19 protein-coding genes are annotated in these 24,966 nt (G+C 58.8%); 7 read left to right on the forward strand and 12 right to left on the reverse strand.

What is annotated here, in order from left to right:
- Positions 1-361: 361 nt before the first annotated feature.
- Complete coding sequence (locus ACIP66_RS17835; RefSeq protein ID WP_400649564.1) at positions 362-1,855, forward strand: YifB family Mg chelatase-like AAA ATPase; 1,494 nt, start codon at positions 362-364, stop codon at positions 1,853-1,855.
- Here the strand turns inward: ACIP66_RS17835 and ACIP66_RS17840 are convergent.
- The 3 genes from ACIP66_RS17840 to ACIP66_RS17850 form a co-directional block, all read right to left on the reverse strand.
- Entirely contained in the window at positions 1,852-3,066 is a 1,215-nt protein-coding gene (locus ACIP66_RS17840; RefSeq protein WP_400649566.1) for an aldose 1-epimerase family protein, read from the reverse strand. The two genes, ACIP66_RS17835 and ACIP66_RS17840, sit on opposite strands and share 4 nt — an antisense overlap.
- Positions 3,067-3,285: 219 nt before the next feature.
- On the reverse strand, positions 3,286-5,262 hold the full coding sequence (locus ACIP66_RS17845; protein ID WP_400649568.1) for a methyl-accepting chemotaxis protein: 1,977 nt from the start codon (positions 5,260-5,262) through the stop codon (positions 3,286-3,288).
- Between the two features lie 189 nt (positions 5,263-5,451).
- Positions 5,452-6,372: a LysR substrate-binding domain-containing protein gene (locus tag ACIP66_RS17850; RefSeq protein ID WP_400649570.1), complete on the reverse strand. Its 921-nt coding sequence runs from the start codon at positions 6,370-6,372 to the stop codon at positions 5,452-5,454.
- Positions 6,373-6,531: 159 nt separating this feature from the next.
- On the opposite strand from ACIP66_RS17850, the gene ACIP66_RS17855 reads away from it, so the two are divergent.
- A complete protein-coding gene (locus tag ACIP66_RS17855; protein WP_400649572.1) occupies positions 6,532-7,926 on the forward strand; it encodes a NorM family multidrug efflux MATE transporter in 1,395 nt (464 codons plus the stop codon).
- 70 nt (positions 7,927-7,996) lie between these two features.
- Here the strand turns inward: ACIP66_RS17855 and ACIP66_RS17860 are convergent, their stop codons facing one another.
- Positions 7,997-9,667, reverse strand: coding sequence for a putative bifunctional diguanylate cyclase/phosphodiesterase (locus ACIP66_RS17860; RefSeq protein WP_400649575.1), 1,671 nt, complete (start codon positions 9,665-9,667; stop codon positions 7,997-7,999).
- A 264-nt stretch (positions 9,668-9,931) separates the two neighbouring features.
- Between ACIP66_RS17860 and rep the strand changes: the two genes are divergently transcribed.
- Both rep and ACIP66_RS17870 read left to right on the forward strand, forming a co-directional pair.
- Positions 9,932-11,941 carry a DNA helicase Rep gene (gene rep / locus ACIP66_RS17865; RefSeq protein ID WP_400649578.1) on the forward strand — a complete coding sequence of 670 codons (2,010 nt, stop codon included), beginning with the start codon at positions 9,932-9,934 and terminating at the stop codon, positions 11,939-11,941.
- A gap of 58 nt (positions 11,942-11,999) precedes the next feature.
- Positions 12,000-12,602, forward strand: a complete 603-nt coding sequence (locus ACIP66_RS17870; protein ID WP_400649581.1) for a xanthine phosphoribosyltransferase — start codon at positions 12,000-12,002, stop codon at positions 12,600-12,602.
- 236 nt (positions 12,603-12,838) lie between these two features.
- Here the strand turns inward: ACIP66_RS17870 and ACIP66_RS17875 are convergent, their stop codons facing one another.
- Positions 12,839-13,975, reverse strand: coding sequence for a hypothetical protein (locus ACIP66_RS17875; protein ID WP_400649582.1), 1,137 nt, complete (start codon positions 13,973-13,975; stop codon positions 12,839-12,841).
- Positions 13,976-14,434: 459 nt separating this feature from the next.
- Between ACIP66_RS17875 and ACIP66_RS17880 the strand changes: the two genes are divergently transcribed.
- Complete coding sequence (locus tag ACIP66_RS17880; protein WP_400649585.1) at positions 14,435-15,379, forward strand: hypothetical protein; 945 nt, start codon at positions 14,435-14,437, stop codon at positions 15,377-15,379.
- A gap of 376 nt (positions 15,380-15,755) precedes the next feature.
- On the opposite strand, the gene ACIP66_RS17885 is transcribed toward ACIP66_RS17880, so the two are convergent.
- The 6 genes from ACIP66_RS17885 to dadA all read right to left on the reverse strand — a co-directional run bounded on the left by ACIP66_RS17885 (position 15,756) and on the right by dadA (position 22,214).
- Complete coding sequence (locus tag ACIP66_RS17885) at positions 15,756-17,684, reverse strand: acetyl-CoA hydrolase/transferase C-terminal domain-containing protein (RefSeq protein ID WP_400649588.1); 1,929 nt, start codon at positions 17,682-17,684, stop codon at positions 15,756-15,758.
- A gap of 495 nt (positions 17,685-18,179) precedes the next feature.
- On the reverse strand, positions 18,180-18,596 hold the full coding sequence (locus ACIP66_RS17890; RefSeq protein WP_158955570.1) for a cytochrome c5 family protein: 417 nt from the start codon (positions 18,594-18,596) through the stop codon (positions 18,180-18,182).
- Positions 18,597-18,778: 182 nt separating this feature from the next.
- Entirely contained in the window at positions 18,779-19,327 is a 549-nt protein-coding gene (locus ACIP66_RS17895) for a cupin domain-containing protein (protein WP_008086779.1), read from the reverse strand.
- A gap of 88 nt (positions 19,328-19,415) precedes the next feature.
- Positions 19,416-20,489, reverse strand: coding sequence for an alanine racemase (gene alr / locus ACIP66_RS17900; RefSeq protein WP_400649590.1), 1,074 nt, complete (start codon positions 20,487-20,489; stop codon positions 19,416-19,418).
- A gap of 95 nt (positions 20,490-20,584) precedes the next feature.
- On the reverse strand, positions 20,585-20,938 hold the full coding sequence (locus tag ACIP66_RS17905) for a RidA family protein (RefSeq protein ID WP_400649593.1): 354 nt from the start codon (positions 20,936-20,938) through the stop codon (positions 20,585-20,587).
- Positions 20,910-22,214, reverse strand: a complete 1,305-nt coding sequence (gene dadA / locus ACIP66_RS17910; RefSeq protein WP_093429674.1) for a D-amino acid dehydrogenase — start codon at positions 22,212-22,214, stop codon at positions 20,910-20,912. The genes ACIP66_RS17905 and dadA overlap by 29 nt, the downstream gene beginning before the upstream one ends.
- A 156-nt stretch (positions 22,215-22,370) precedes the next feature.
- Here dadA and ACIP66_RS17915 point away from each other — a divergent pair, with 156 nt between their 5' ends.
- Positions 22,371-22,859: an Lrp/AsnC ligand binding domain-containing protein gene (locus ACIP66_RS17915; RefSeq protein WP_003177284.1), complete on the forward strand. Its 489-nt coding sequence runs from the start codon at positions 22,371-22,373 to the stop codon at positions 22,857-22,859.
- A gap of 160 nt (positions 22,860-23,019) precedes the next feature.
- On the opposite strand, the gene ACIP66_RS17920 is transcribed toward ACIP66_RS17915, so the two are convergent.
- The gene (locus ACIP66_RS17920) at positions 23,020-23,373 is read right to left on the reverse strand and encodes a YkgJ family cysteine cluster protein (RefSeq protein WP_038359217.1); all 354 of its coding nucleotides are present in this window, start codon (positions 23,371-23,373) and stop codon (positions 23,020-23,022) included.
- A 148-nt stretch (positions 23,374-23,521) separates the two neighbouring features.
- Between ACIP66_RS17920 and ACIP66_RS17925 the strand changes: the two genes are divergently transcribed.
- A complete protein-coding gene (locus ACIP66_RS17925) occupies positions 23,522-24,832 on the forward strand; it encodes an NAD(P)/FAD-dependent oxidoreductase (RefSeq protein ID WP_400649596.1) in 1,311 nt (436 codons plus the stop codon).
- Positions 24,833-24,966 lie beyond the last annotated feature (134 nt).

Here is a 24,966-nt window from a genome sequence, read left to right on the forward strand (position 1 = left end):
CTTTTAAGTATTTTTTGAGGAGTAGTCGCAGCGATTCTTTAGCTCCGGGCTTTACGGCCTTGGGTTCAGAATCCGACAGGCTAGCCCGTCGTCACTACTTCAGAGAAACCAGCTTTCTCTGCTGCCAAAAATGCGGGGGAGCTTTTGCTGGTGCCCAGTCCCGACGAATGCGCAGTTGCAGTCCTCGAACAGGATGATCCGTCAATGCCGGTCGAGAGTCAACGCTCCAATTCAGGCAAGCAGTGACAGCCCATCGGGTCTTGATACGTCTTGTAAACCTCTATTTCAGCACTGAAACCCGGCTCAACTACCCTTAAAAAACCCGCAGGAAGCGGCCCTCGATTCAGCTCAAGGAACGACCATGTCCCTCTCCATCGTCCACAGTCGCGCCCAGATTGGCGTGGAAGCCCCCGCCGTCACCGTCGAAGTCCATCTGGCCAACGGTCTGCCGTCGCTGACCATGGTCGGCCTGCCCGAGGCGGCGGTGAAGGAGAGCAAGGATCGGGTGCGCAGCGCGATCATCAATTCCGGGCTGCAGTTTCCCGCGCGGCGGATCACCTTGAATCTGGCGCCGGCGGATCTGCCCAAGGATGGCGGGCGGTTTGATCTGGCGATTGCCTTGGGGATTCTGTCGGCGAGTGTGCAGGTGCCGTGTCTGACGCTGGATGATGTGGAATGTTTGGGAGAGTTGGCATTGTCCGGCGCAGTAAGGGCGGTGCGCGGGGTTTTGCCGGCAGCATTGGCGGCGCGCAAGGCGGGTCGTGCGCTAGTGGTGCCGCGAGCGAATGCTGAGGAAGCCTGTCTGGCATCGGGGTTGAAAGTGTTTGCGGTGGATCATCTGCTGGAGGCGGTGGCGCATTTCAATGGCCATACGCCGGTTGAACCGTATGTCTCGAACGGCCTGATGTACGCCAGCAAACCCTATCCCGATCTCAACGAAGTCCAAGGCCAATCAGCTGCCAAACGTGCGCTGCTGATTGCCGCGGCGGGCGCGCATAACCTGTTGTTCAGCGGCCCGCCGGGGACGGGCAAAACCTTGTTGGCCAGTCGCCTGCCCGGATTGCTGCCACCACTCGCGGAAAGCGAGGCACTGGAAGTGGCGGCCATTCAATCGGTCGCCAGTTGCGTGCCGCTGACCCACTGGCCACAGCGGCCGTTTCGCCAGCCGCATCACTCGGCATCCGGCCCGGCACTGGTCGGTGGCAGCTCGAAACCGCAACCCGGTGAAATCACCCTCGCCCACCACGGCGTGCTGTTTCTCGATGAATTGCCGGAGTTTGATCGCAAGGTTCTGGAGGTGCTGCGCGAGCCATTGGAGTCCGGACACATCGTGATTTCCCGAGCCAAGGATCGCGTGCGTTTTCCGGCGCGCTTTCAATTGGTGGCGGCAATGAATCCATGTCCCTGTGGATATCTTGGCGAGCCCAGCGGCAAGTGTTCCTGCACACCGGACATGGTGCAGCGCTATCGCAATAAGCTATCGGGGCCGCTGCTGGATCGAATTGATCTGCACCTGACGGTCGCGCGGGAGGCGACGGCTCTGAATCCGCAGGTAAAGCCGGGAGAGGACAGTGCCACCGCCGCTGCTTTGGTCGCCGAGGCGCGCGAACGGCAGCAGAAACGTCAGGGCTGCGCCAATGCATTTCTTGATTTGCCGGGGCTGAAGAGGCACTGCGCGCTATCCAAAGCCGATGAAAAATGGCTCGAGTCGGCCTGTGAGCGATTAACGCTTTCGCTGCGTTCGGCACATCGCCTGCTCAAGGTCGCCCGGACACTGGCAGACCTTGAGCAAGTCGATGCAATCAAACGCGAACACTTGGCCGAGGCGCTGCAATATCGGCCGGCGACGCCTTAATGCTCGGTCAGATCAACCAGCGGCGTCTGCCGCACTTCGGTGTCGCGCCCCGCCTGAATTTCGGTCACACGCTTCAAGGCGTTATCCACAGCACCTTTGTCTGCGAGCAGGCTGTAGCTGATGTGGAACTGTTTGTGTTCCTTCGGTGCGATGGTCGGCACCAGATTCAGCGGTCGCTGATAGCGACGGTTGTAGGAAAAACTGGTGCCCGGCTCCAGTCCCGTGACATAACCCTGCCCTTGGGTATCGGTGTTTTTCCACAGGGAAAACACCGGCAACTGCTGGGTATTGAAGCCGACGGAGACGCCGAGGCTGCCAGCCTTGTTATGCAGAACAGTCAGGGTTTCACCTTTGGCGTCGGCATAGGGCACGACGTTGTAGACGGTTTCGTCGTAGTCCTTGGTCGGCGCACGATAAGTCTGCCAGTCAGCCAGATCGCCCTTGGCCTTGTCGTTGAACGGCGAGACCTGTTTTACCGGTGCAGCAAAACGGGCGCCCTGCTCGAGGAACGGCGTGCTGAAATTGCTGTGATACAGCGCCTGGTATTCCTTTGGATAGTCGCCGTTGTTAGTCAGCGTATCGTTAAGTGCAAAGCGCACACTGCTAGGTTCGGTGACCAGTTCAGTGACAACCGAGAAATCGACTTTCTTGAAAGCTTGCTCTTTCAGCTCGCCGCGCAGACTGATGGCGTAGGGTGGCTTTTCGTCGATGTGCAGCGTGACGGTACTGGCCGGGATGTTGGCGGCGCGGCCATGCAAGGTCAGCAGTTCACCGTTGTCCATGCCGGGATGGCCAACCCATTCGTAACCACAGCGGGCGACCAGCTCGTTGAAACCTTCCAGCCAGCCCAGACCACCGCGCCCGTTGAGCTCGATGAAGGCCGGGTTGACCACGTCCTTGACCGGCGAATCCCAACCCATGCGCACGTTGCCGACAGAGGCCTGCAAGACGTTCATCCCTCGGGTTGGCACCACCGAGAGTTTCATCGTGCCGTTATCGATATCGACGATGCTGACGCCTTCCTGCCGCCCCCCGTGCAAGGTACGCAGGCTTACGGAGAAGGGTTTGTCGGTTTTCACGCCGAGCTGCTCACTGGTGATGCTCCAGTTTTGCGCGGACTTGTTGGTGTCGAGGAGGACGTAATCCCAGGCCATGGCGTGGGAAGCAGCAGAGAATGCGCCGAGGGCGACGGCGAGTTTGAGCGGGGTCATGGCAGCAGCCTTTATTGGAGTTGTGCCATTTTTATAGCGCTGCGGAAACGTTTCAGCAAGTATGAAAAAGCAAGAGCTCGAGTGTTGTATCCAGGATTGGCAGTGAGGCGATCGCGAGCAGGCTCACTCCTACAGGGATCTTCAGTGATCACAAACATTGCGACCAACCGATACACCTGTAGGAGTGAGCCTGCTCGCGATAGCGATTTCAGCCACCCATCAACGAAACCGATCAACCTCGGCACGCAAGTCCGCCGCCAAGCCTTCCAGTTCCTTCGCCGTCACCGCCAGATTCGAAACAACCTCACGCTGCTCACTGTTGGCCAACGCAATGCTCTGCAAATTGCTGCTCAGCAACGTCGCGGTGCTGCTCTGCTCCTGAGTCGCCGTGGTAATCGCGGCGAACTGCTGCCCGGCAGAACGGCTCTGCTCATCAATCCGCGCCAGCGCCGAGGCGACATTGGCGTTACGCGACAAGCCTTCCTGCATCAGCACATTGCCCTGCTCCATGGTGCTGATCGCGTTGCCGGTTTCCTGCTGAATGCTGTGGATCATCACCGAGATTTCATCGGTCGCCTGACGGGTACGCGAGGCAAGGCTGCGCACTTCATCCGCCACCACGGCAAAGCCGCGACCTTGCTCACCGGCACGCGCCGCTTCAATTGCAGCGTTGAGCGCGAGCAAATTGGTCTGCTCGGCAATCGAAGTGATCACGCCAACGATGCCGCCAATTTCCTGCGAGCGCTGACCGAGGGTGTTGATCACTGTGGCGGTGCTGTTGAGGGCGCCAGCGATTTGCTCCAGAGAGGACGAAGCTTCTTCCATCGAGCTGCGGCCAATCTGCGTCTGCTGGGCGTTTTCCTGTGCCAGACGTTGGGTCGCGCCCATGTTGTCGGCGATGTTCAACGAGGTCGCGCTGAATTCTTCCACCGCGCCGGCCATGCTGGTGATTTCGCCGGACTGCTGCTCCATGCCTTCATAAGCACCGCCAGACAAACCGGACAGTGCCTGCGCTCGGCTGTTGACCTCCGCGGAGGAACGGCGAATGTGCTCAACCATGGTCGACAGCGCCTGGCTCATCTGGTTGAACGCGCGCGACAACTGACCGATTTCGTCGTTACTCGCTACATTCAGACGCACGCTCAGATCACCGGCGCCCAAAGCTTCGGCCTGACGCACCAGATCACCCAGCGGTTGCAGTTTCGAACGCAGCAGCCACATCGCCGAACCGACCGCCAACAACATCGCCAACAGGCTGCCAATCGCCAGTTGCGTGCCGACGCTCCAGGTCACTGCGCGAATCTCGGCTTTCGGCATGCTTGCCACCACCGACCACGGGCCGCCGTCGAACGGCACCGCGACGCTGTAGAAATCTTCGGACGTGTCGCCCCAGAACTGGCCTTTGCCCGGCGATTTCGCCAGATCCTTGATCAGCGGAATTGCTTGATCCAGCGCCTGCACGCCCGCTGGTGGAACCAGCCATTTGCTTTGCTCATCAAGCAACGCCAGCGAGCCGGTCTGACCGATGCGGAAGCGTTTGAGATTGTCGAACTGAGCGTTCTGCGCATCGGTGTAATCGAAACCGACGAACAGCACCGCAATCACTTTGCCGCTGCCATCGCGCACCGGGGTGTATTGGGTCATGTAGGAACGATCAAACAGCAAGGCGCGGCCGACGTAACCCTGTCCGGCCATCAACTTCGCGTAGGCCGGATGGGCGTGGTCAAGCAAGGTGCCAATGGCGCGGCTGCCGTCCTGTTTGGTCAGCGAGGTGCTGACGCGGATGAAGTCTTCGCCACTGCGTACGAACAGCGTGGCGACGCCGGCAGTCATCTGCTTGAACTCGTCGACTTCATTGAAGTTGTTGTTCAGCACTTCGCTGCCCAGGTGCAGACCCGGAGTCTGGGTGCCGGCAACACTCACTGGCTCGTCCGGATGAAGGCTCAACCCGCTGCTGAAGCGCTTCTCGAACAACCCGCTGAGGCGCTGGGTGCTTTCGCGCAATGTGCCGTGGAATGTACTGAGCTGGTCGGCCAGCAGCCGAGCCTCACTGGCCAGATGTTCTTCACGGGTGGCGAGGTTGGCGGTGTCCAGCGAACGCAACGCGAACAGCGTACTGCCACTGATGACGACCGCCAGAATCACAGCAAGGGCAAGGCCCAGCTGCGAGGCAATCCGAGCGCGAGGTTGAGACATGAACAGCTCCTGGCCGAGCCACCGGATCCTCCTTGATCGCAGCTGATGCTCGGAATAATTCTAATAATGGGGGTGAAGCATGGAGACCGGCACGACGGTTCCACTTGCTCATAGTCGGCGGTAAATCCGAATACTTGAGCGCTGTGCGAGGGTATGGCACGGGGCCGGCATTGTGGCGGCTCGAACGTTTCAGCTCAAGCGCGCAACGGCCGGCAGTTCCATGGCGCGGACTTCGCCTTGAAGAAAGTCGCTGAGGCGGCGCAAACGCTCACCTCCTGGACGGGTTTTTGGCCACACCAGGTAATAATCCAGGCCACTGGCAACGGCGGTCGGCCACGGCAGACTCAAACGTCCTTGCGCAACATCTTCGGCGACCATCAACAAATCGCCCATCGATACGCCATAGCCGCGCGCCGCCGCGATCATGCCAAGCTCGAGCGTGTCGAACACTTGCCCACCCTTGAGCGAGACCTGATCGGACAAGCCCATGTGCTCCAGCCAACTGCGCCAGTCGCGGCGATCCGGGGTCGGGTGGAGCAATTCGGTGTTTGCCAGTCGATCAAGATCCCACGGTTGATCGTTGAGCAGATTCGGCGCGCCGACCGGGATCAGTTCTTCGGGAAACAACAAACTCGCTTCCCAGTCCGGCGGAAAATGGCCGTCGCTCAGCAACACGGCGCAATCAAACGGCTCATCATTGAAGTCCACCGAATCGACGTCCATCCACGCACTGGTCAGTTGCACCTCGTTGCCCGGCTGCAAGTGGCGGAAGCGACTCAGGCGCGCCAGCAGCCAACGCATGGTCAGGGTCGACGGGGCTTTCATGCGCAGGATGTCGTCCTCGGCACGCAAGGTGTTGCAGGCGCGCTCCAGGGCTGCGAAGCCTTCACGGATGCCCGGCAACAGCAAACGGGCCGACTCGGTGAGCTGCAAATGGCGACCGCTGCGGTGAAACAGCTTGCAGGCAAAGTGATCCTCGAGCGTACGAATATGCCGACTCACCGCGCTCTGGGTGATCGACAGTTCTTCCGCCGCGCGGGTGAACGAGCTATGTCGCGCCGCCGCTTCAAATGCGCGCAGGGCATACAACGGAGGAAGTCGACGGGCCATGCACAAAGCTCCAGTGGCGGGATGCAGCGAAATGAGCGGAATTTGTTCAGGATGAGTTTTAGTCATGCCACCCATCCTTTTTATCCCTTTGTGCAATGCCTGCCAAGGCCGGAGAATCGACGGTCTCTTGTTCCCTCTGAAAATTGAGTGGTGATACCCATGCAGCATCCTGTGCGTACTGAACTCTGGGCCATTCTGCGGCTGGCAGGGCCGTTGATCGCTTCACAGTTGGCGCACATGTTGATGGTGCTGACCGACACTTTGATGATGGCGCGCCTCAGTCCCGAAGCGCTGGCCGGCGGCGGTCTTGGCGCGGCGACTTATTCGTTTGTGTCGATTTTTTGCATCGGTGTGATTGCCGCAGTCGGCACCTTGGTAGCGATTCGCAAAGGTGCGGGCGACATCATTGGCGCGGCCCGTCTGACCCAGGCCGGATTGTGGCTGGCGTGGCTGATGGCGCTGGGCGCCGGTTTGCTGCTGTGGAACCTGAAACCGGTGTTGCTGCTGTTCGGCCAGACCGAAACCAACGTCAACGCCGCCGGGCAATTTCTGATCGCCCTGCCGTTCGCCCTGCCCGGCTACCTGAGCTTTATGGCCCTGCGCGGTTTCACCAGTGCAATTGGTCGGGCGACACCGGTGATGGTTATCAGTCTGGCCGGCACCGTGGCCAACTTCCTGCTCAATTACGCGCTGATCACTGGCATGTTCGGTCTGCCGAAAATGGGTTTGATGGGCATCGGTCTGGTCACGGCAATTGTCGCCAACTGCATGGCGCTGGCATTGGCCTGGCATATACGCCGGCATCCGGCCTATGACGCTTATCCGCTGCGCGCAGGTCTGTCGCGGCCGAACCGCCAGTACTTGAAGGAACTCTGGCGCCTCGGCCTGCCGATTGGCGGCACCTACGCCGTGGAAGTCGGTTTGTTCGCCTTCGCAGCACTGTGCATGGGCACCATGGGCAGCACGCAATTGGGCGCGCACCAGATTGCTCTGCAGATTGTTTCGGTGGCGTTCATGGTGCCGGCGGGGATGTCTTATGCGATCACCATGCGCATCGGCCAGCATTACGGCGCCGGGCAATTGCTCGATGCACGGATGTCGGGCCGGGTCGGGATCGTCTTTGGTGCGGTAGTGATGCTCGGCTTTGCGATGGTGTTCTGGTTCTTGCCGAATCAATTGGTCGGGTTGTTCCTCGATCATAACGATCCGGCGTTTGCCGAGGTCATTCGTCTGGCGGTGAGCCTGTTGGCCGTGGCGGCATGGTTCGAGCTGTTCGACGGCACGCAGACGATTGCCATGGGCTGTATTCGCGGACTCAAGGATGCGAAGACCACGTTTCTGGTCGGGCTCGGCTGTTATTGGCTGATTGGCGCGCCGGCGGCGTGGTGGATGGCGTTCCACTTGAACTGGGGGCCGACGGGCGTCTGGTGGGGCTTGGCGCTGGGGTTGGCGTGCGCGGCGGTGAGTCTGACGTTGGCATTTGAGTGGAAGATGAAGCGGATGATTCGGCTGGAGCCTGCTACATCACGCTTTGAGGTCGTTGGCGCAGATTAAGATCGAAAGATCGCAGCCTTCGGCAGCTCCTACAGGGATCGGTGTAGGAGCTGCCGCAGGCTGCGATCTTTTAAACGGCCTCCACAGAAACCTGTTGGCTTGAGCCAAACGTCAGGTACTCAACCAACTCCGCCAACGGCAACGGCCGGCTGATCAGATAACCCTGCACCTGATCGCAACCAAACCCGCGCAGCAATTCCAGTTGTTCCGGCGTCTCAACCCCTTCCGCCACCACTTCCAGATGCAGGTTGTGCGCAAGGTTGATCATCGCGTGCACCAGTTTGCGGTTCTCTTCACGCTGTTCCATGCCACCGACAAAACTCTTGTCGATCTTCAGCAAAGTGATCGGCAAGCTGTTGAGGTGCACGAACGACGAGAACCCGGTGCCAAAGTCATCCAGCGAAAAACGCACACCGAGGCGGCCCAAAGCATCCATGGTCTGCTTGACCAGATCGCTGCGACGCATTACCGCCGTTTCAGTCAGCTCGAACTCCAGCCACTGCGCCTCCACACCGCGCTCAGCGATCAAGCGGCTCAGCGTCGGCAACAACTGACTGTCCTGAAACTGGCGGAACGACAGGTTGATCGCCATGTGCAGCGCCGGCAATCCGCGTTCGCGCAGTGCCTGCATATCGCGCAACGCCCGGGAAATCACCCAGTAACCCAGCGGCACAATCAAGCCGCTCTGCTCGGCCAACGGCACGAACTCACTCGGCGGCAGCAAACCACGTTCGCCATGGCGCCAGCGCACCAAGGCTTCGAGACCGACAATCTGCCCATCCTCAAGATTCAGGCGTGGCTGGTAATGCAATTCCAGCTCATCACGACGCAATGCCCGGCGCAGCTCACTTTCGAGGTCAGCCATGCTCCGCGCGTTGCGGTTGATGCGTTCGTTGAAGATATGAAAGGTGCAGCCCTGCGTGCTCTTGGCCTGCTGCATGGCGATGTGCGCATGCCACATCAGCGGGTCAGCGCCAGCCTGCGCGCGGGCATGGGCAATGCCGAGGCTGGAGCCGATCAGCAGGCTTTCGCCATCCACCCAATACGGTTCGGACAAGGCTTCGGTGATGCGTTCGGCCATCCACTCGGCGCGTTGCGGCGCGCGGCGGGTGTCGATCAGCAAGGCGAATTCGTCGCTGCCCAGCCGCGCCAGTTGATCGCCGGCCTCCAGCTGACTTTTCAGCCGCGCCACGACCTGCAGGATCAGCCGATCGCCAGCCTGATGGCCGAGGGCGTCGTTGGCGTGGCGAAAGTTGTCGAGATCGAGATGCCCGAGGGCCAGGCCGCGACCATCGCCTTCAGCGAGACGCGCTGTCAGCAAGGTCTGGAAACCCTGGCGATTGGCGATGCCGGTCAACGGATCCTGTTCGGCGAGGCGTTGCAGGGTGTTTTCGAGAACGCCGCGCTCGCGCACATGGCGCAGGCAACGGCGCAGCATGCCGGGGTCGAGGGCGTCGAACACCAGCCAGTCACTGACGCCAACCGGCGCGGTGTCCGGTTCGTGTTCGAGCAACAATACCGTCGGCAGGCTGCAGCGGCCGGGTGCCGGTTGCAACGCGGGAATGGTCAACAAAACCGCGTGGCGGTTGTCTTCGAACAAACTGCTGACCGACTCCCAGCTCGGCGCGCTGATCAGCACCGCCGCGCTCCCCATCGGAGCCAGACACTCACGCAATAACGCTGTCCACGCTGGCTCTTCGGCCAGTAGCAGCAAACGCAAGGGTTCGACAGGCGTAGACAAGCTAGCTCCCTAGACTCTGCAATGATGTGGGCGGCGGGCATTATGCCGTTGCGCTGACCAATGACCAAATGACAACGGTTATCAAAACGTTATTTTGTGTCACGAATGAGAACATTAGCCGCAAAATCACCGCGCATCCTGCGTGAAAGTAACAAAACCGGCAAATATGAATCGCGTGGTACGTCACAAGTCGGACAGAGCAGCACAAATCTCTGAGCCTGTTAAAATGCCGGCCCATTTCGTCAACGACTCCCGTATTTTCGTATGTCCCGACTCAATCCCCGGCAGCAAGAACCCGAGAACTACGTCGGCGCCCCTCTATTCGTGCTCGCCGGTGCTGGCTCCGGCAAGACCAGCGTGATCACGCGCAAAATCGCGCACCTGATCCAGAACTGCGGCATCCGTGCCCAGTACATCGTCGCCATGACCTTTACCAACAAGGCCGCGCGCGAGATGAAAGAGCGGGTCGGTACCCTCTTGCGCTTCGGCGAAGGTCGCGGCCTGACGGTCTGCACCTTCCACAACCTCGGTCTGAACATCATCCGCAAGGAGCACGTGCGGCTGGGCTACAAACCCGGTTTCTCGATTTTCGACGAGACCGACGTCAAGTCCCTGATGACCGACATCATGCAGAAGGAATACGCGGGCGAAGACGGCGTCGACGAGATCAAGAACATGATCGGCGCCTGGAAAAACGACCTGATCCTGCCGCCTCAGGCGCTGGAGAACGCGCGTAATCCCAAGGAACAGACTGCCGCCATCGTCTACACCCACTATCAGCGCACGCTTAAAGCGTTCAACGCGGTGGACTTCGACGACCTGATCCTGCTGCCGGTAAAACTTTTCGAAGAACACGCCGACATCCTCGAAAAGTGGCAGAACAAGGTGCGTTACCTGCTCGTCGATGAATACCAGGACACCAACGCCAGCCAGTACCTGCTGGTAAAAATGCTCATCGGCAAGCGCAACCAGTTCACCGTGGTCGGCGACGACGACCAGTCGATCTACGCCTGGCGTGGCGCGCGACCGGAAAACCTGATGCTGCTCAAGGACGACTATCCATCGCTGAAAGTGGTGATGCTCGAACAAAACTACCGCTCGACCAGTCGCATCCTGCGTTGCGCCAACGTGCTGATCTCGAACAACCCGCACGAATTCGAAAAGCAGCTGTGGAGTGAAATGGGCCACGGTGACGAGATCCGCGTGATCCGCTGCCGCAACGAAGACGCCGAAGCCGAGCGCGTGGCCATGGAAATCCTCAGCCTGCACTTGCGCACCGACCGCCCGTACAGCGATTTCGCGATCCTCTATCGCGGTAACTATCAGGCCAAGCTGATCGAGCTGAAGCTGCAGCACCACCAGGTGCCGTATCGCCTGAGCGGCGGCAACAGCTTCTTCGGCCGCCAGGAAGTGAAAGACCTGATGGCCTACTTCCGCCTGATCGTGAACCCGGATGACGACAACGCCTTCCTGCGCGTGATCAACGTGCCGCGCCGCGAAATCGGCTCGACCACCCTGGAAAAACTCGGCAACTACGCCACCGAACGCAAGATCTCGATGTACGCCGCCACCGACGAAATCGGTCTGGGCGAACATCTGGACAGCCGCTTCACCGATCGCCTGTCGCGCTTCAAGCGTTTCATGGACAAGGTGCGCGAGCAGTGCGCCGGCGAGGACCCGATCTCCGCGCTGCGCAGCATGGTCATGGACATCGACTACGAGAACTGGCTGCGCACCAACAGCTCCAGCGACAAAGCCGCCGATTACCGGATGAGCAACGTCTGGTTCCTGATCGAGGCGTTGAAAAACACTCTTGAGAAGGACGAAGAAGGCGAAATGACCGTCGAGGATGCGATCGGCAAACTCGTCCTGCGCGACATGCTCGAACGTCAGCAGGAAGAGGAAGACGGTGCCGAAGGCGTGCAGATGATGACGCTGCATGCGTCCAAGGGTCTGGAATTCCCTTACGTGTTCATCATGGGCATGGAAGAGGAAATCCTCCCGCACCGCTCCAGCATCGAAGCCGACACCATTGAAGAAGAACGCCGCCTGGCCTACGTGGGCATCACCCGCGCGCGTCAGACACTGGCGTTCACCTTCGCCGCCAAGCGCAAGCAGTACGGCGAGATCATCGACTGCGCGCCGAGCCGCTTCCTCGATGAGCTGCCACCGGACGATCTGGCCTGGGAAGGCAACGACGACACACCGACCGAAGTCAAAGTCGTGCGCGGCAACAGCGCATTGGCTGATATACGCGCGATGTTAAAGCGCTAGAATTGACCACTTTTTTACTAGACCTTCGGCGCACCAAGCGCCAAAAGAGGACAGCTTCATGGAAGCATTGCACCAGAAAATCCGCGAACAAGGCATTGTGCTTTCCGACCAGGTCCTGAAGGCGTCGACCTTCAGGACCTGGTCGGAAAGCACAAAGCCTTGTTCGCGGATTTTCTGGTGCAATGCTTCGATGAAGCTGATCGGCGACGAATTCGCCGCGCGGTTCACGGATTCGGGCATCACCAAGATCGTCACCATCGAAGCCTCGGGCATCGCCCCGGCGATCATGACCGGTCTGAACCTCGGCGTGCCGGTGATCTTCGCCCGCAAGCAACAGTCCCTGACCCTGACGGAAAACCTGCTGTCGGCGACCGTGTACTCATTCACCAAAAAGACCGAAAGCACCGTGGCCATCTCGCCGCGCCACCTGACCAGCAGCGACCGAGTGCTGATCATCGACGACTTCCTGGCCAACGGTAAGGCCTCGCAAGCGCTGATCTCGATCATCAAACAGGCCGGCGCCACCGTGGCCGGCCTGGGCATCGTCATCGAGAAGTCGTTCCAGGGCGGCCGCGCCGAACTGGACTCGCAAGGCTACCGCGTCGAATCGCTGGCCCGCGTTAAATCGCTGACAGGTGGCGTCGTCACCTTCATCGAATAAAGCCAAACCGCAATACCCTTGTAGGAGCCGAGCTTGCTCGCGAAGGCGTCGTGTCAGTCGAATATTCTTTGACTGATCCACCGCTTTCGCGAGCAAGCTTTGCTCCTACAGTTGTTCGGGTACTCCGCAATCCCCGTGTAGGAGCTGTCGAGTGCAACGAGGCTGCGATCTTTTGATCTGATTTTCAGGATCAACATCAAAAGATCGCAGCGTGCCGCAGCTCCTACAGATTTCACTTAATCCATTCTGTACCCCGCCCCCGGTACCCCTTCGTGCATCGCAGCTTGAATATCCGCGTACAAGGCATTCGCTTCACCGGTGGTAATCGAGCGCGAACAATCACGCAGCACCACATGCAAAAGCACGTTCTCCTGACCCGGTAACATCCCGAGTCGCTCAATGGCCTGCGCCGGTAAATCCGAACGTGGCCAGCGCCCCTTGATTCGCATCTCCTCGATCCATCCAGAGCAATCCCCTGCCGCCTGCAACATCCTCTCGGTCAATATCTCTTCACTCAATCCCGGCGTTACTGCCAACGAGATATCGCGGGCAATCGACGGCAAACGAGATACCGCAGTCCACGGATCCAGATCATGCATCTGCGCCTGCACGCGCACATTCTGATCACGCAACAAACGAATATCAGGAATGCCTTTGCGCAACATCGTCAGGCGATCCAGCCCCATCCCAAGAGCGAGTCCGCCATGGCGCAGCGGATCAATCTGCAAACGCTGCAACAGCGACTTCGCGATACGCCCGCACTCAAGAACCTCGACCGGCACGCCATCATTCAACACATTCACTTCAATCCCGCCCTCGGTGTAGTGATGTGGACTGTCGCTATAAACCCAAGACTTTTCCGGGACGGCCGACTGCAAAATATCGCCGACAAGACGCAGTAAATGCTCATGGGATGCCAGCTCCGGGTCGCCCAATACCCAGATATCCATTTGGTGCGGCTCGGCGCAATGCCAACGATCTCGGCTATCACGCCTGAAGGTAATGCCTGGCGCTGCCAGCAAAATGGTTTGTCCCGGCTGACGAACCTCGGCGGCCTGCTGAAGCGCCGCAGGAATCTGGCTGGTGGTCTGCGTTCGCAAAAGTGAATGCTCATCGACCCATCGTGTGTGCGCGCTGCCAAGGGTAATTTCTGCCGGGTCGTAACCCAGCAAACCGTAGTTCTCTTCGACGGACACAATCCTTGGCCCAACCAGCAACTGCGCTCGGGGCCAGCCTCTCGCTGCGAGTCCTTGAAGGACTTCATTGAGCAGTAGTCGGATTGCGTGGTCGGGTTGGTTCTTTTCGGTTAAGTCAGTGAGGAGTAAGGCTTGGTGGACAGATGTGTCTGTCAGGTACTTCTTTGGTGTGTGCACTGTGTGCCCCTGTGTTCGTGGTTGGCATGAGCCCCGAAAACAAAGCCCATAAATAAAACCTAACCAGACAAGACCTCTCACCACAAATGAAAAACCTTAAATTTACAACTTTCAGAATAGGCCTACAGACGCAACCCACGCAAATAACCAAACCACTCATATCTAAAAAGAAGACATAAAAATTGATTCTTAAAAAGTGAAAATAATTATTCAATCGGATCGCTAACTTATGCATTAATCCGCTCAACCCCATGCCACATGGGGGGAACACAACAAAAACCAAAAAAAGGAAAACTCAAATGCAAACTGAAAAAACCACAAAAGAAAATCTTAATCGCATCACTTCTGGCCCGGATAATTTTGGATGGGCACCGTTGGCTTGGGCGCATACCGAAGATTAATTGAAGCACCGCGCGGCAACCGCCCTTGCCGCGCACTTCAGAACAAGGAGGGTTTTTTATGTCACCGCCAAATATAGCGCCGACGCTCTTCAATCATGAGGAATTTTCGATTATCGCCGACTCGAATGAGTTCCTCAAAGAATGCGAGCTCTTGGGATTTATGACGGCAAATATCGCTCAATTAGAGGAGTTTCCAAAAAACAGTATCGTTTTTTCTTTCAGTAACGAAGCTGCAAAATTGACATTTGAGATCGCTGGAAGAACAGAGCGCAAAAAAATCATCTTCTGCGCGACCCAAGTATTTGAGCCATCTTTAGCCGCGGCGCTTTACAGCCTAGAGCTTCTGATGAACAGTGATTTTCAGCAATCGCTCTTCTCGCAGCGAGTTGTATTGAATATGCTTAACTCCTACCAGACATTTGCGTTGTCTGGTAACGAATCCAATGCAACAGTATCCATCCTTACCCATGCACAGCCTTATGCATTACTTGACGAAGATGTGACCGATAACTTCGTTCAGTCCGTCGCGGAATTCTTTGAAGTTCATTACGCACATATGAACCCATTAGAGCCCTGCCCCTTTATATTTTCAGGCACATTGAAAATTTCTGGAATACTGACTGTACTCAGAAAACCGAACCCCGAATTACCTGCCGGTCTGAAAACCTCTCTAAAATGGCTAAGTGATCGAATTTCAAACGAAGAAGCCTGGCTCACAGTAAAAGAAAACGACATAACCTCATTAAAAATAAATAACGAAGAACATATAAAACTTCTGGATCTCGCTGCTGGCAAACGTGGACTGAAACTTACGGAATTTGCTATCGGCGTCAACGAATCCATCTCGAACAAAATTGATTACAAAATCAACTCCCAAATGAATGAGGGAATCAGTGGTATTCATTTAGCAATTGGTGATGGTTCCTCTGGCTACCACATAGACTTTCTTAGCCCATCCGTGAACGTCCATCCAATACACTCGCTTGCCGCGCCTGACCTGTAGGAGCCGAGCTTGCTCGCGAAAGCGTCGTATCAGTCGATACATTTTTTGACTGATCCACCGCTTTCGCGAGCAAGCCCGCTCCCACAGTTGGTTTTGCGGTGGACAGTTATTGCGTGGTGGCCTTGACCTCGGATGACGTCGACACATTCTTGGATAAAGGCACGCCGCATTACCCTTGTGGGAGCGGGCTTGCTCGCGAAGGCGTCGTGTCAGTCGATACATTTTTTGACCGATCCACCGCTTTCGCGAGCAAGCCCGCTCCCACAGTTGTTCGGGTACTCCGCAGTCGCCGTGTAGGAGCTGTCGAGTGAAACGAGGCTGCGATCTTTTGATCTTTTAAGGATCAGGATCAAAAGATCGCAGCGTGCCGCAGCTCCTACGGGGTTTGGGTGGTGGCTTTTAGGCCGGTGAGGAGCAGGCGTTGGAAGAGGTCTTCTTTCAGGCCTTCCGGGTGAGTGAGTTGCATGCGTTCGAGGTGTTCGGGGTAGAGCGATGCCTCGGGGGCGTCGAGGGCGGCTTTGCCGAGTTCGAGGATTTCGGTGAGTTTGAATTTGCTTTTTAGCCAGTTCAGCGCCCGCAGCAAATCCCGTTCGATCGCGGTGAAATCACAGCCCAGCGGGTACTCCGGAAACAGGTTTTTGTGCCGTGCGGCGATGGCTTGCAAACGCTGCGGCGTGTTCTCGGTGAAGCGCGGATCGAGGCGGAAATCCTTTGGCAGTTTGCCGACCTTTTGCGCTTGTTCGATCAGGCCCGGCTGGAAGCGTGAATCGCTGATGTTCAGCAGCGATTCGATCACTACGGCATCGGTTTTACCGCGCAGATCAGCGATGCCGTATTCGGTCACGACGATGTCGCGCAGATGCCGTGGGATCGTGCAGTGGCCGTATTCCCAAACGATGTTGGAGCTGACGTCGCCGCCGGATTCGCGCCAGCTGCGCAGGATCAGGATCGAGCGCGCGTCGTGCAACGCGTGGCCCTGCGCGACGAAGTTGTACTGTCCGCCAACGCCGCTGAGTACTCGTCCATCCTCCAGTTGATCCGCCACGCCAGCGCCGAGCAAGGTCATGGTGAACACCGTGTTGATGAACCGCGCATCGAGGCGTTGTAGGCGCTTGAGTTCCTCCTGCCCGTAGAGCTCGTTGATGTAGCTGATGCGAGTCATGTTGAATTCGAGGCGTTTGCTCAGCGGCAACTCGCGCAGTCGCTCGTAGAAACTGCGCGGGCCGAGGAAGAAACCGCCGTGCACGGAAATGCCGTCGGTTTGCGCCGCTTCGTCGAGGGTGCCGGCGTTGGCCTGCTCCTGCGTCGGCACATCGGGGTAAACCTTGCGCCGGATGATCCCGGCATCCGCCAGCACCAGCAGGCCGTTGACGAACATTTCGCTGCAACCGTACAGGCCTTTGGCGAACGGCCCGGTGCCGCCCTCGCGGTTGATCAACTGCGCCCATTGGCTGAGGTTGATGTCGTCGAGCAACGCCTGATAACCGGCGTTATCCGCCTGACGTGCGAGCAACGCGGCAGTCAGCGCATCACCCATCGAACCGATGCCGATCTGCAGCGTACCGCCGTCGCGCACCAGCGTACTCGCGTGCAAACCAATGAAATGGTCCTGAAACCCCACCGGCATGTTCGGCGTGGAAAACAGCGTGCTGCTGTCCTTCTCGTCGATCAGCAAGTCGAAGGTGTCGATGTCGACTTCGGCGTCGCCGGGCATGTACGGCAGATCGGTGTGCACTTGGCCGACCAGCAAAATGGTCTCCCCGTCTTCGCGGCGCTTGGCGATCATCGGCAACAAATCTAGGGTGATGTCGGGGTTGCAGCTCAGGCTCAGGCGATCCGGGTGTTCGCTGCTGCTGGCCAATAACTGCGCCACCAGATTCAGCCCGGCGGCGTTGATGTCGCGGGCGGCATGGCTGTAGTTGCTGCTGACGTAATCCTGCTGGGCCGGCGCGCTGTTGAGCAGGCTGCCGGGCTGCATGAAGAACTGTTCGATGCGGATGTTCGCGGGCAGGCTGTCGCGGTGCAGGTCGGCGAGGAAATCGAATTCCGCGTAGTCACCGAAGACGCGCTCGACGAAGGGTTCGATGAAGCGCTTTTGCAAGCCATCGCCCAACGCCGGGCGACCGAGGCACAGCGCGGTGTAGATCGTCAGCTGCCGCTCGGGCAGGCCTTTGATCCGCCGGTACAGCGCGTTGACGAAGTGATTGGGTTTGCCCAGGCCCAGCGGCATGCCCATGTGGATATGCGCCGGCAAGCGTGCCAGCACGTCGTCCACTGCTTGTTCGATCGAACACAACTGCACCATCTGAAGCCTCCTGCCCGTTCCGTGAATAGGGGTAGACCGAGATTGCCTTGAGTTTGCTGCAAAGAACAGCCCTAAAGTCCTGGACGATTGTCGGCCACAGGAGTTGTTTATGGCTGGAGCTTGCTTGCCCTCACCCTAGCCCTCTCCCGGAGGGAGAGGGGACTGAATGGGGGATATTTGGGAGGTACGCCGACTTGAACGTGATGTACCGAATCCATAGTCGCTAAGGTTTTTCAGGTCGATGTCGGACGCAAGAAACCGCGGTCGTCCCCTCTCCCGGAGGGAGAGGGGACTGAATGGGGGATATTTGGGAGATACGCCGACTTGAACGTGATGTACCGAATCCATAGTCGCTAAGGTTTTTCAGGTCGATGTAGAGCGTCAGAAACTGCGGTCGGCCCCCTCTCCCTCCGGGAGAGGGCTGGGGTGAGGGGCTCTTGAATCGCAGGCACAAAAAAACCGTCCGAAGACGGTTTTCTTCATCAGATGCACGCCTTATTTCAGGCCGGACATCTTCTCGATCGCGCCCTTCAACTCATCATCCGAGCAATCGGCGCAGGTGCCTTTTGGCGGCATCGAATTGATACCGGTGATGGCTTTGGCAAGGATGCCATCAAGGCCGCCCTGGTGATCAGCACGTTCTTTCCACGCGGCCGTGTCACCAATTTTCGGCGCACCCAACAGGCCTGTACCGTGGCAAGCGTTGCAATGTTTGGCAATCACTTCATCCGGAGTCTTCGCACCGCCACCGCCGCCGGCAGTCGCAGCCACTTCCATCCCTTTGCATTCCTGACCTTGAACACACACCTGGCCGACAGGCTCGAGGCGCTTGGCAATGTCGTCATTCGTCGCAGCTTGAGCGCTGACAGCCCAGAGGGCCAGTACGGTTGCTGGTGCAGCCAGCATTTTCATAATTAGATTCACGCGTTCACCCTCAATGGTGGCTATTCACGCCTGCGGCCACGGTTCGCAGGCGGGCGCAAGTATAGCGGGTAGCCCGCCACACTGAAACAACCCCATGATTAAAGGGGTCTTGTTGCGCATCGGTAAAACAGCTTGGGTGCCTTCGCCGTAATGGCCTGGCGCCTCTTTGTTTAAAAGTTTGCCGGCGTGGCTGCGCTGATTAGTCGCGCAGGCAAGTCGAACGGATTACGGAAACGATGCGGCTTGGTACTTTCAAAGTAGTAGCTGTCGCCGGCTTCGAGAATAAAAGTTTCAAGGCCCACCACCAATTCCAGACGACCTTCCACCAGAATCCCGGTTTCCTCGCCTTCATGGGTGAGCATTTCTTCGCCGGTATCGGCGCCCGGCGGGTAGATTTCGTTGAGGAAGGCGATGGCGCGGCTGGGGTGCGCGCGGCCGACCAGCTTCATGGTCACGGCGCCGTCGGAAATGTCGATCAGCTCGTTGGCCTTGTAGACGATCTGGGTCGGAACTTCCTGCAGGATTTCTTCGGAAAAGAACTCGACCATGGACATGGGAATGCCGCCCAGCACCTTTCTCAGCGAACTGATCGAAGGGCTGACGCTGTTCTTTTCGATCATCGAAATGGTGCTGTTGGTGACGCCCGCGCGTTTGGCGAGTTCACGCTGGGAAAGCCCTTTGAGCTTGCGGATCGATTGCAGTCGTTCACCGACGTCCAAGGCGCGAGCCTCCTGATGTTGTAAGAATATTGAGCGTTATCATGGCGACAGCGTTCAGTATTTACAACACTTGGCCCCCGCAGCGGCGTCAACCCTCGGAATAGAGCCTTGGCACTCGACGCAGGTTGCAGAAGATCTGGTACGGGATGGTGTCGGCCCACTTCGCCACTTCACTGGCGAGGATATTTTTCCCCCAGAGCTCAACGGTCGAACCGAGACCGGCTTCCGGCACATCGGTAAGATCGATGCAAAGCATGTCCATCGACACGCGACCGATAATGCGACTGCGTTTACCGGCCACCAAAACCGGGGTGCCGGTCTGCGCCTGACGCGGGTAGCCGTCGGCGTAACCCATGGCGACCACGCCGATGCGCATCGGTTTGTCGGTGATGAATTTGGCGCCGTAGCCCACCGGCTCACCGGCCGGCAATTCGCGCACGCTGATGACTTTCGATTCCAGGGTCATCACCGGTTGCAAACGATCGGCAACAGCATTGGCTTCTTCGAACGGGGTCGCGCCGTAGAGCATGATGCCCGGACGCACCCAATCACTATGAATCTGCGGCCAGCCAAGCACAGCGGGCGAGTTGCGCAGACTGACTTCAGCCGCCAGCCCCTGACGCGCCGCTTCAAATACCGCGACTTGCTCGGTGCTGCTCTGCGCGTGCAGTTCATCGGCGCGGGCGAAGTGGCTCATCAACACAATTTTCGCCACTTTGCCGCTGGCCAGCAGACGCTGATAAGCCGCCGGATAATCCTTTGGATGCAAACCGACGCGGTGCATGCCCGAATCGAGCTTCAGCCACACGGTAATCGGTTTGCTCAGCGCTGCCTGCTCGATCGCTTCGAGCTGCCAAAGCGAGTGCACCACCGTCCAGAAATCATGCTCGACGATCAGCGCCAGCTCATCGGCCTCGAAAAAACCTTCCAGCAACAACACCGGCGCACGAATACCAGCGGCGCGCAGCTCCAAAGCCTCTTCGATGCAAGCCACGGCAAAACCGTCGGCCTCGGCTTCCAGCGCCTGGGCGCAGCGTACCGCGCCATGTCCGTACGCATCGGCCTTGATCACCGCCAGCGCCTTGGCGCCGGTGACTTCGCGGGCAATTCGGTAGTTGTGGCGCAGGGCTTGAAGGTCGATCAGGGCACGGGCAGGACGCATGGCGGCAGACTTCTAGGCGGTCATGGGAATAAAAACCGGCGCCGACTGACGACGTGAACCGCCAACAGCGCCGGGAGAGGGATCTTTACAACGGTCTAAGGCAGCGCAGCAACGATAGAGATTTCCACCAGAATGCTCGGCTTGGCCATTTTCGCTTCGACGGTGGCGCGGGCCGGAGCAGCGCCTTTTGGCAGCCACTGATCCCACACCGAATTCATCCCGGCGAAGTGCGCTTCGATATCGTTCAGGTAGATCGTCGCCGACAACAGGTGTTGCTTGTCGGTGCCGGCCAGATCGAGCAAACGCTCGATATTGGCAAGAACTTCGCGAGTCTGCTGTTCAATTCCGCCGTCAAAGTCGTCGCCGACCTGCCCGGCCAAGTACACGGTGCCGTTGTGGCTGACGATCTGACTCATGCGCTCATTGGTGAGCTGGCGCTGGATTGACATGTTTTGCGGACTCCTGAATTTTGTTGCCGTAACGGGAAATATCGAGGCCTTCGGCGCTGATCTGGGGCTTTTTCTTCGCCATCAGGTCGGCTAGCAGACGACCGGAACCGCATGCCATGGTCCAACCGAGCGTGCCGTGACCGGTGTTGAGGAACAGATTCTTGAACGGCGTGGCGCCAACGATCGGCGTGCCATCGGGCGTGGTCGGACGCAGACCTGTCCAGAAACTCGCTTCGGCCAGATTACCGCCCTGAGGATAAAGGTCGTTGACGATCATCTCCAGGGTTTCGCGGCGACGCGGGTTCAGCGACAGGTCAAAACCGGCGATCTCGGCCATGCCGCCAACGCGGATGCGGTTGTCGAAACGGGTGATCGCGACCTTGTAGGTCTCGTCGAGAATAGTCGAGGTCGGCGCCATCGCCGGGTTGGTGATCGGCACGGTCAGCGAGTAACCCTTGAGCGGATACACCGGGGCCTTGATGCCCAGCGGCTTGAGCAGTTGCGGCGAGTAGCTGCCGAGCGCCAGCACGTAGCGGTCGGCGGTTTCCAGCTTGCCGTCGATCCACACACCGTTGATGCGATCACCGGCGTAGTCGAGTTTCTGGATGTCCTGACCGAAGCGGAATTCCACACCGAGTTTCACCGCCATTTCGGCGAGACGCGTGGTGAACATCTGGCAGTCGCCAGTCTGATCGTTCGGCAGGCGCAATGCACCGGCGAGGATGTCAGTGACACCCGCCAGCGCCGGCTCGACGCGGGCAATGCCGGCGCGGTCGAGGACTTCAAACGGCACGCCGGATTCTTTCAGCACGGCGATGTCTTTGGCGGCGCCATCAAGCTGCGCCTGAGTGCGGAACAACTGAGTCGTACCAAGGCTGCGGCCTTCGTAGGCGATGCCGGTTTCGGCGCGCAGTTCATCGAGGCAGTCACGGCTGTACTCGGACAGACGCACCATGCGCTCCTTGTTCACCGCGTAACGGCTGGCGGTGCAGTTGCGCAGCATCTGCGCCATCCACAGGTACTGGTCGATGTCGGCAGTGGCCTTGATCGCGAGAGGGGCGTGGCGTTGCAACAGCCACTTGATCGCTTTGAGCGGTACGCCCGGCGCGGCCCACGGCGAGGCGTAGCCCGGCGAGACCTGGCCGGCGTTGGCGAAACTGGTCTCCATGGCCGCAGCCGGCTGCCGGTCGACCACCACTACTTCGAACCCGGCACGGGCCAGATAGTAAGCACTGGCGGTACCGATGACGCCGCTACCCAAGACCATTACGCGCATTTTTGTATCCCTCATCGCGGCGGGGCCGCGTACGTCTGTTGTTAGAGCAATGATGCGCGCAGTGTAAAAAAGAAATGCCAGTGCTTTTCACTATATAAGCGCCTATATTTGGCGACAATTCTCGGCAAAAACCCTTTTCACGGAGGCGCATCCCCTATGCGTACCAACACTCAGACCAAACGTGAGCTGGACAAGATCGACCGCAACATCTTGCGGATCCTGCAGGCGGACGGGCGGATTTCCTTTACCGAACTGGGCGAAAAGGTCGGGCTCTCGACCACGCCGTGCACCGAGCGCGTGCGGCGTCTGGAGCGCGAAGGGATCATCATGGGCTACAACGCCCGGCTCAATCCGCAGCACTTGAAGGGTAGCTTGCTGGTGTTCGTCGAGATCAGCCTCGACTACAAATCCGGCGACACGTTCGAGGAGTTCCGCCGCGCGGTGCTGAAGTTGCCGCACGTGCTGGAGTGCCATTTGGTGTCAGGGGATTTCGACTACCTGGTGAAGGCGCGGATTTCCGAGATGGCCTCGTACCGCAAGCTGCTGGGCGACATTCTGCTGAAACTGCCGCATGTGCGGGAGTCGAAGAGTTATATCGTGATGGAAGAGGTTAAGGAGAGCTTGAGCTTGCCGATTCCAGATTGAGCACCGCGACGATCGTTTCCACGCTCTGCGTGGGAATGCCTCTTCGGACGCTCCGCGTTCGGCATTTGGGACGCAGAGCGTCCCGGGCTGCATTCCCACGCAGAGCGTGGGAACGATCATGATGCATTTCTCTGTAGGAGCTGCCGAAGGCTGCGATCTTTTAGACCAGCACCTGCCGATTCGCCGCCATGTACTCGAAAATCTGCTTCTCCACCCGCGGATGAATCAGCTCCACCGGCCGCCGCTCATTCGGGCAAGGCAAAGTCTTGGTCGTGCCAAACAGCCGGCAAATCAACGGCCGCTCTTCATACACCGTGCAGCCATTCGGCCCCAGGTGCACACAGTTCAGCTCTTCCATCGCCGCATCCTGCTCGGCGCGGGTCTTGCGCGGCAGACGGGCCATTTCTTCCGGCGAGGTGGTCACCGGCCCACAGCAATCGTGGCAGCCGGGCACGCACTCGAACGAGGGGATCTGCTGGCGCAAGGTGCGGACTGTCTGGCTGTTGCAGCTCATCGAAACGGTAACCAAGGTGAAATAGGCGGCAATTGTGCCGCAAAAGCCGTGATCCAGACACCGCAGGCCGACCAGTGTTGCCCCCGTTCGGGCGTGCGGCTTATGCTCCGTCAAATTTTCTCGACACCTTAGCCGTTGGATGACGCCCATGACTGCCCGCGCCCACACCTCCGCGAGCCAACCTCACGTTGCCTCTTACTACGCCGCCAGCAGCTTGCCGCAGCCGGATCATCCGCTGCTGCAAGGCGACGTGGTGGCCGACGTGTGCGTGGTCGGCGGCGGTTTTTCCGGGTTGAACACGGCGCTGGAACTGGCTGAACGCGGACTCAGCGTGGTGTTGCTCGAAGCGCACAAGATCGGCTGGGGCGCCAGCGGTCGTAACGGCGGGCAGTTGATTCGCGGCGTCGGCCACGGTCTCGATCAGTTCGCCAACGTCGTCGGCAGCGACGGCGTACGCGAGATGAAACTGATGGGCCTGGAAGCGGTGGAAATCGTCCGCCAGCGCGTCGAGCGTTTTCAGATCGCCTGCGACCTGACCTGGGGCTACTGCGACCTCGCCAACAAATCATCCGACCTCGAAGGCTTTGCCGAAGACGCCGAAGAGTTGCGCGGCCTCGGTTATCGCTACGAAACCCGTTTGCTGCAAGCCAACGAGATGCACACGGTGGTCGGCTCCAAGCGCTATGTCGGTGGTTTGATCGACATGGGTTCAGGGCATCTGCATCCACTCAACCTGGCGTTGGGCGAAGCGGCGGCTGCGCAGCAATTGGGTGTGAAACTGTTTGAACACTCGGCTGTGACGCGTATCGATTACGGCCCGGAAGTCAAAGTCCACACCGCCCAAGGTTCGGTGCGGGCGAAGTCGCTGGTGCTCGGCTGCAACGCTTATCTGAATGATCTGAATCCGCAACTCAGCGGCAAGGTTCTGCCCGCCGGCAGCTACATCATTGCCACCGAACCGTTGAGCGAAGAGCAGGCACACAACCTGCTGCCGCAAAACATGGCGGTCTGTGATCAGCGGGTGGCGCTGGATTACTACCGACTCTCGGCGGATCGTCGCTTGCTGTTCGGCGGTGCCTGCCATTATTCGGGGCGTGATCCGAAAGACATCGCGGCGTATATGCAGCCGAAGATGCTGGAAGTGTTCCTGCAACTGGGGGGCGTGAAGATTGATTATCAGTGGGGCGGGATGATCGGCATCGGCGCCAACCGTCTGCCGCAGATTGGCCGGCTCAATGACCAGCCGAACGTGTATTACGCCCAGGCTTATTCCGGGCACGGGGTGAATGCCACGCACCTGGCGGGCAAGTTGCTGGCTGAGGCGATCAGCGGGCAGCACGGCGGTGGCTTTGATCTGTTTGCCAAGGTGCCGCACATCACCTTCCCGGGTGGTAAGCATTTGCGCTCGCCGTTGTTGGCGTTGGGGATGTTGTGGCATCGCCTCAAAGAGTTGGTCTGACAACTTTTCAGCGACCCTACGAACGCCTTCGCGAGCAAGCTCGCTCCCACATTAATCTTCAGTGGACACAAGTTTCCCATCCACCATAGATCCCCTGTGGGAGCGAGCTTGCTCGCGAAAGGGCCGGCAAGAAC

Source organism: Pseudomonas sp. NPDC088429, from assembly GCF_044753305.1.
Lineage (GTDB): Bacteria > Pseudomonadota > Gammaproteobacteria > Pseudomonadales > Pseudomonadaceae > Aquipseudomonas > Aquipseudomonas rustica.

Coding starts and splice junctions, on each gene's coding strand:
- dadA (WP_093429674.1), bottom strand. CDS start 22,214: ATGCGCGTAATGGTCTTGGGTAGCGGCGTCATCGGTACCGCCAGTGCT.
- ACIP66_RS17925 (WP_400649596.1), top strand. CDS start 23,522: ATGACTGCCCGCGCCCACACCTCCGCGAGCCAACCTCACGTTGCCTCT.
- ACIP66_RS17870 (WP_400649581.1), top strand. CDS start 12,000: ATGGAAGCATTGCACCAGAAAATCCGCGAACAAGGCATTGTGCTTTCC.
- ACIP66_RS17915 (WP_003177284.1), top strand. CDS start 22,371: ATGCGTACCAACACTCAGACCAAACGTGAGCTGGACAAGATCGACCGC.
- rep (WP_400649578.1), top strand. CDS start 9,932: ATGTCCCGACTCAATCCCCGGCAGCAAGAACCCGAGAACTACGTCGGC.
- ACIP66_RS17840 (WP_400649566.1), bottom strand. CDS start 3,066: ATGACCCCGCTCAAACTCGCCGTCGCCCTCGGCGCATTCTCTGCTGCT.
- ACIP66_RS17855 (WP_400649572.1), top strand. CDS start 6,532: ATGCAGCATCCTGTGCGTACTGAACTCTGGGCCATTCTGCGGCTGGCA.
- ACIP66_RS17850 (WP_400649570.1), bottom strand. CDS start 6,372: ATGGCCCGTCGACTTCCTCCGTTGTATGCCCTGCGCGCATTTGAAGCG.
- ACIP66_RS17920 (WP_038359217.1), bottom strand. CDS start 23,373: ATGAGCTGCAACAGCCAGACAGTCCGCACCTTGCGCCAGCAGATCCCC.
- ACIP66_RS17890 (WP_158955570.1), bottom strand. CDS start 18,596: ATGAAAATGCTGGCTGCACCAGCAACCGTACTGGCCCTCTGGGCTGTC.
- alr (WP_400649590.1), bottom strand. CDS start 20,489: ATGCGTCCTGCCCGTGCCCTGATCGACCTTCAAGCCCTGCGCCACAAC.
- ACIP66_RS17845 (WP_400649568.1), bottom strand. CDS start 5,262: ATGTCTCAACCTCGCGCTCGGATTGCCTCGCAGCTGGGCCTTGCCCTT.
- ACIP66_RS17905 (WP_400649593.1), bottom strand. CDS start 20,938: ATGTCAATCCAGCGCCAGCTCACCAATGAGCGCATGAGTCAGATCGTC.
- ACIP66_RS17880 (WP_400649585.1), top strand. CDS start 14,435: ATGTCACCGCCAAATATAGCGCCGACGCTCTTCAATCATGAGGAATTT.
- ACIP66_RS17885 (WP_400649588.1), bottom strand. CDS start 17,684: ATGGTGCAGTTGTGTTCGATCGAACAAGCAGTGGACGACGTGCTGGCA.
- ACIP66_RS17835 (WP_400649564.1), top strand. CDS start 362: ATGTCCCTCTCCATCGTCCACAGTCGCGCCCAGATTGGCGTGGAAGCC.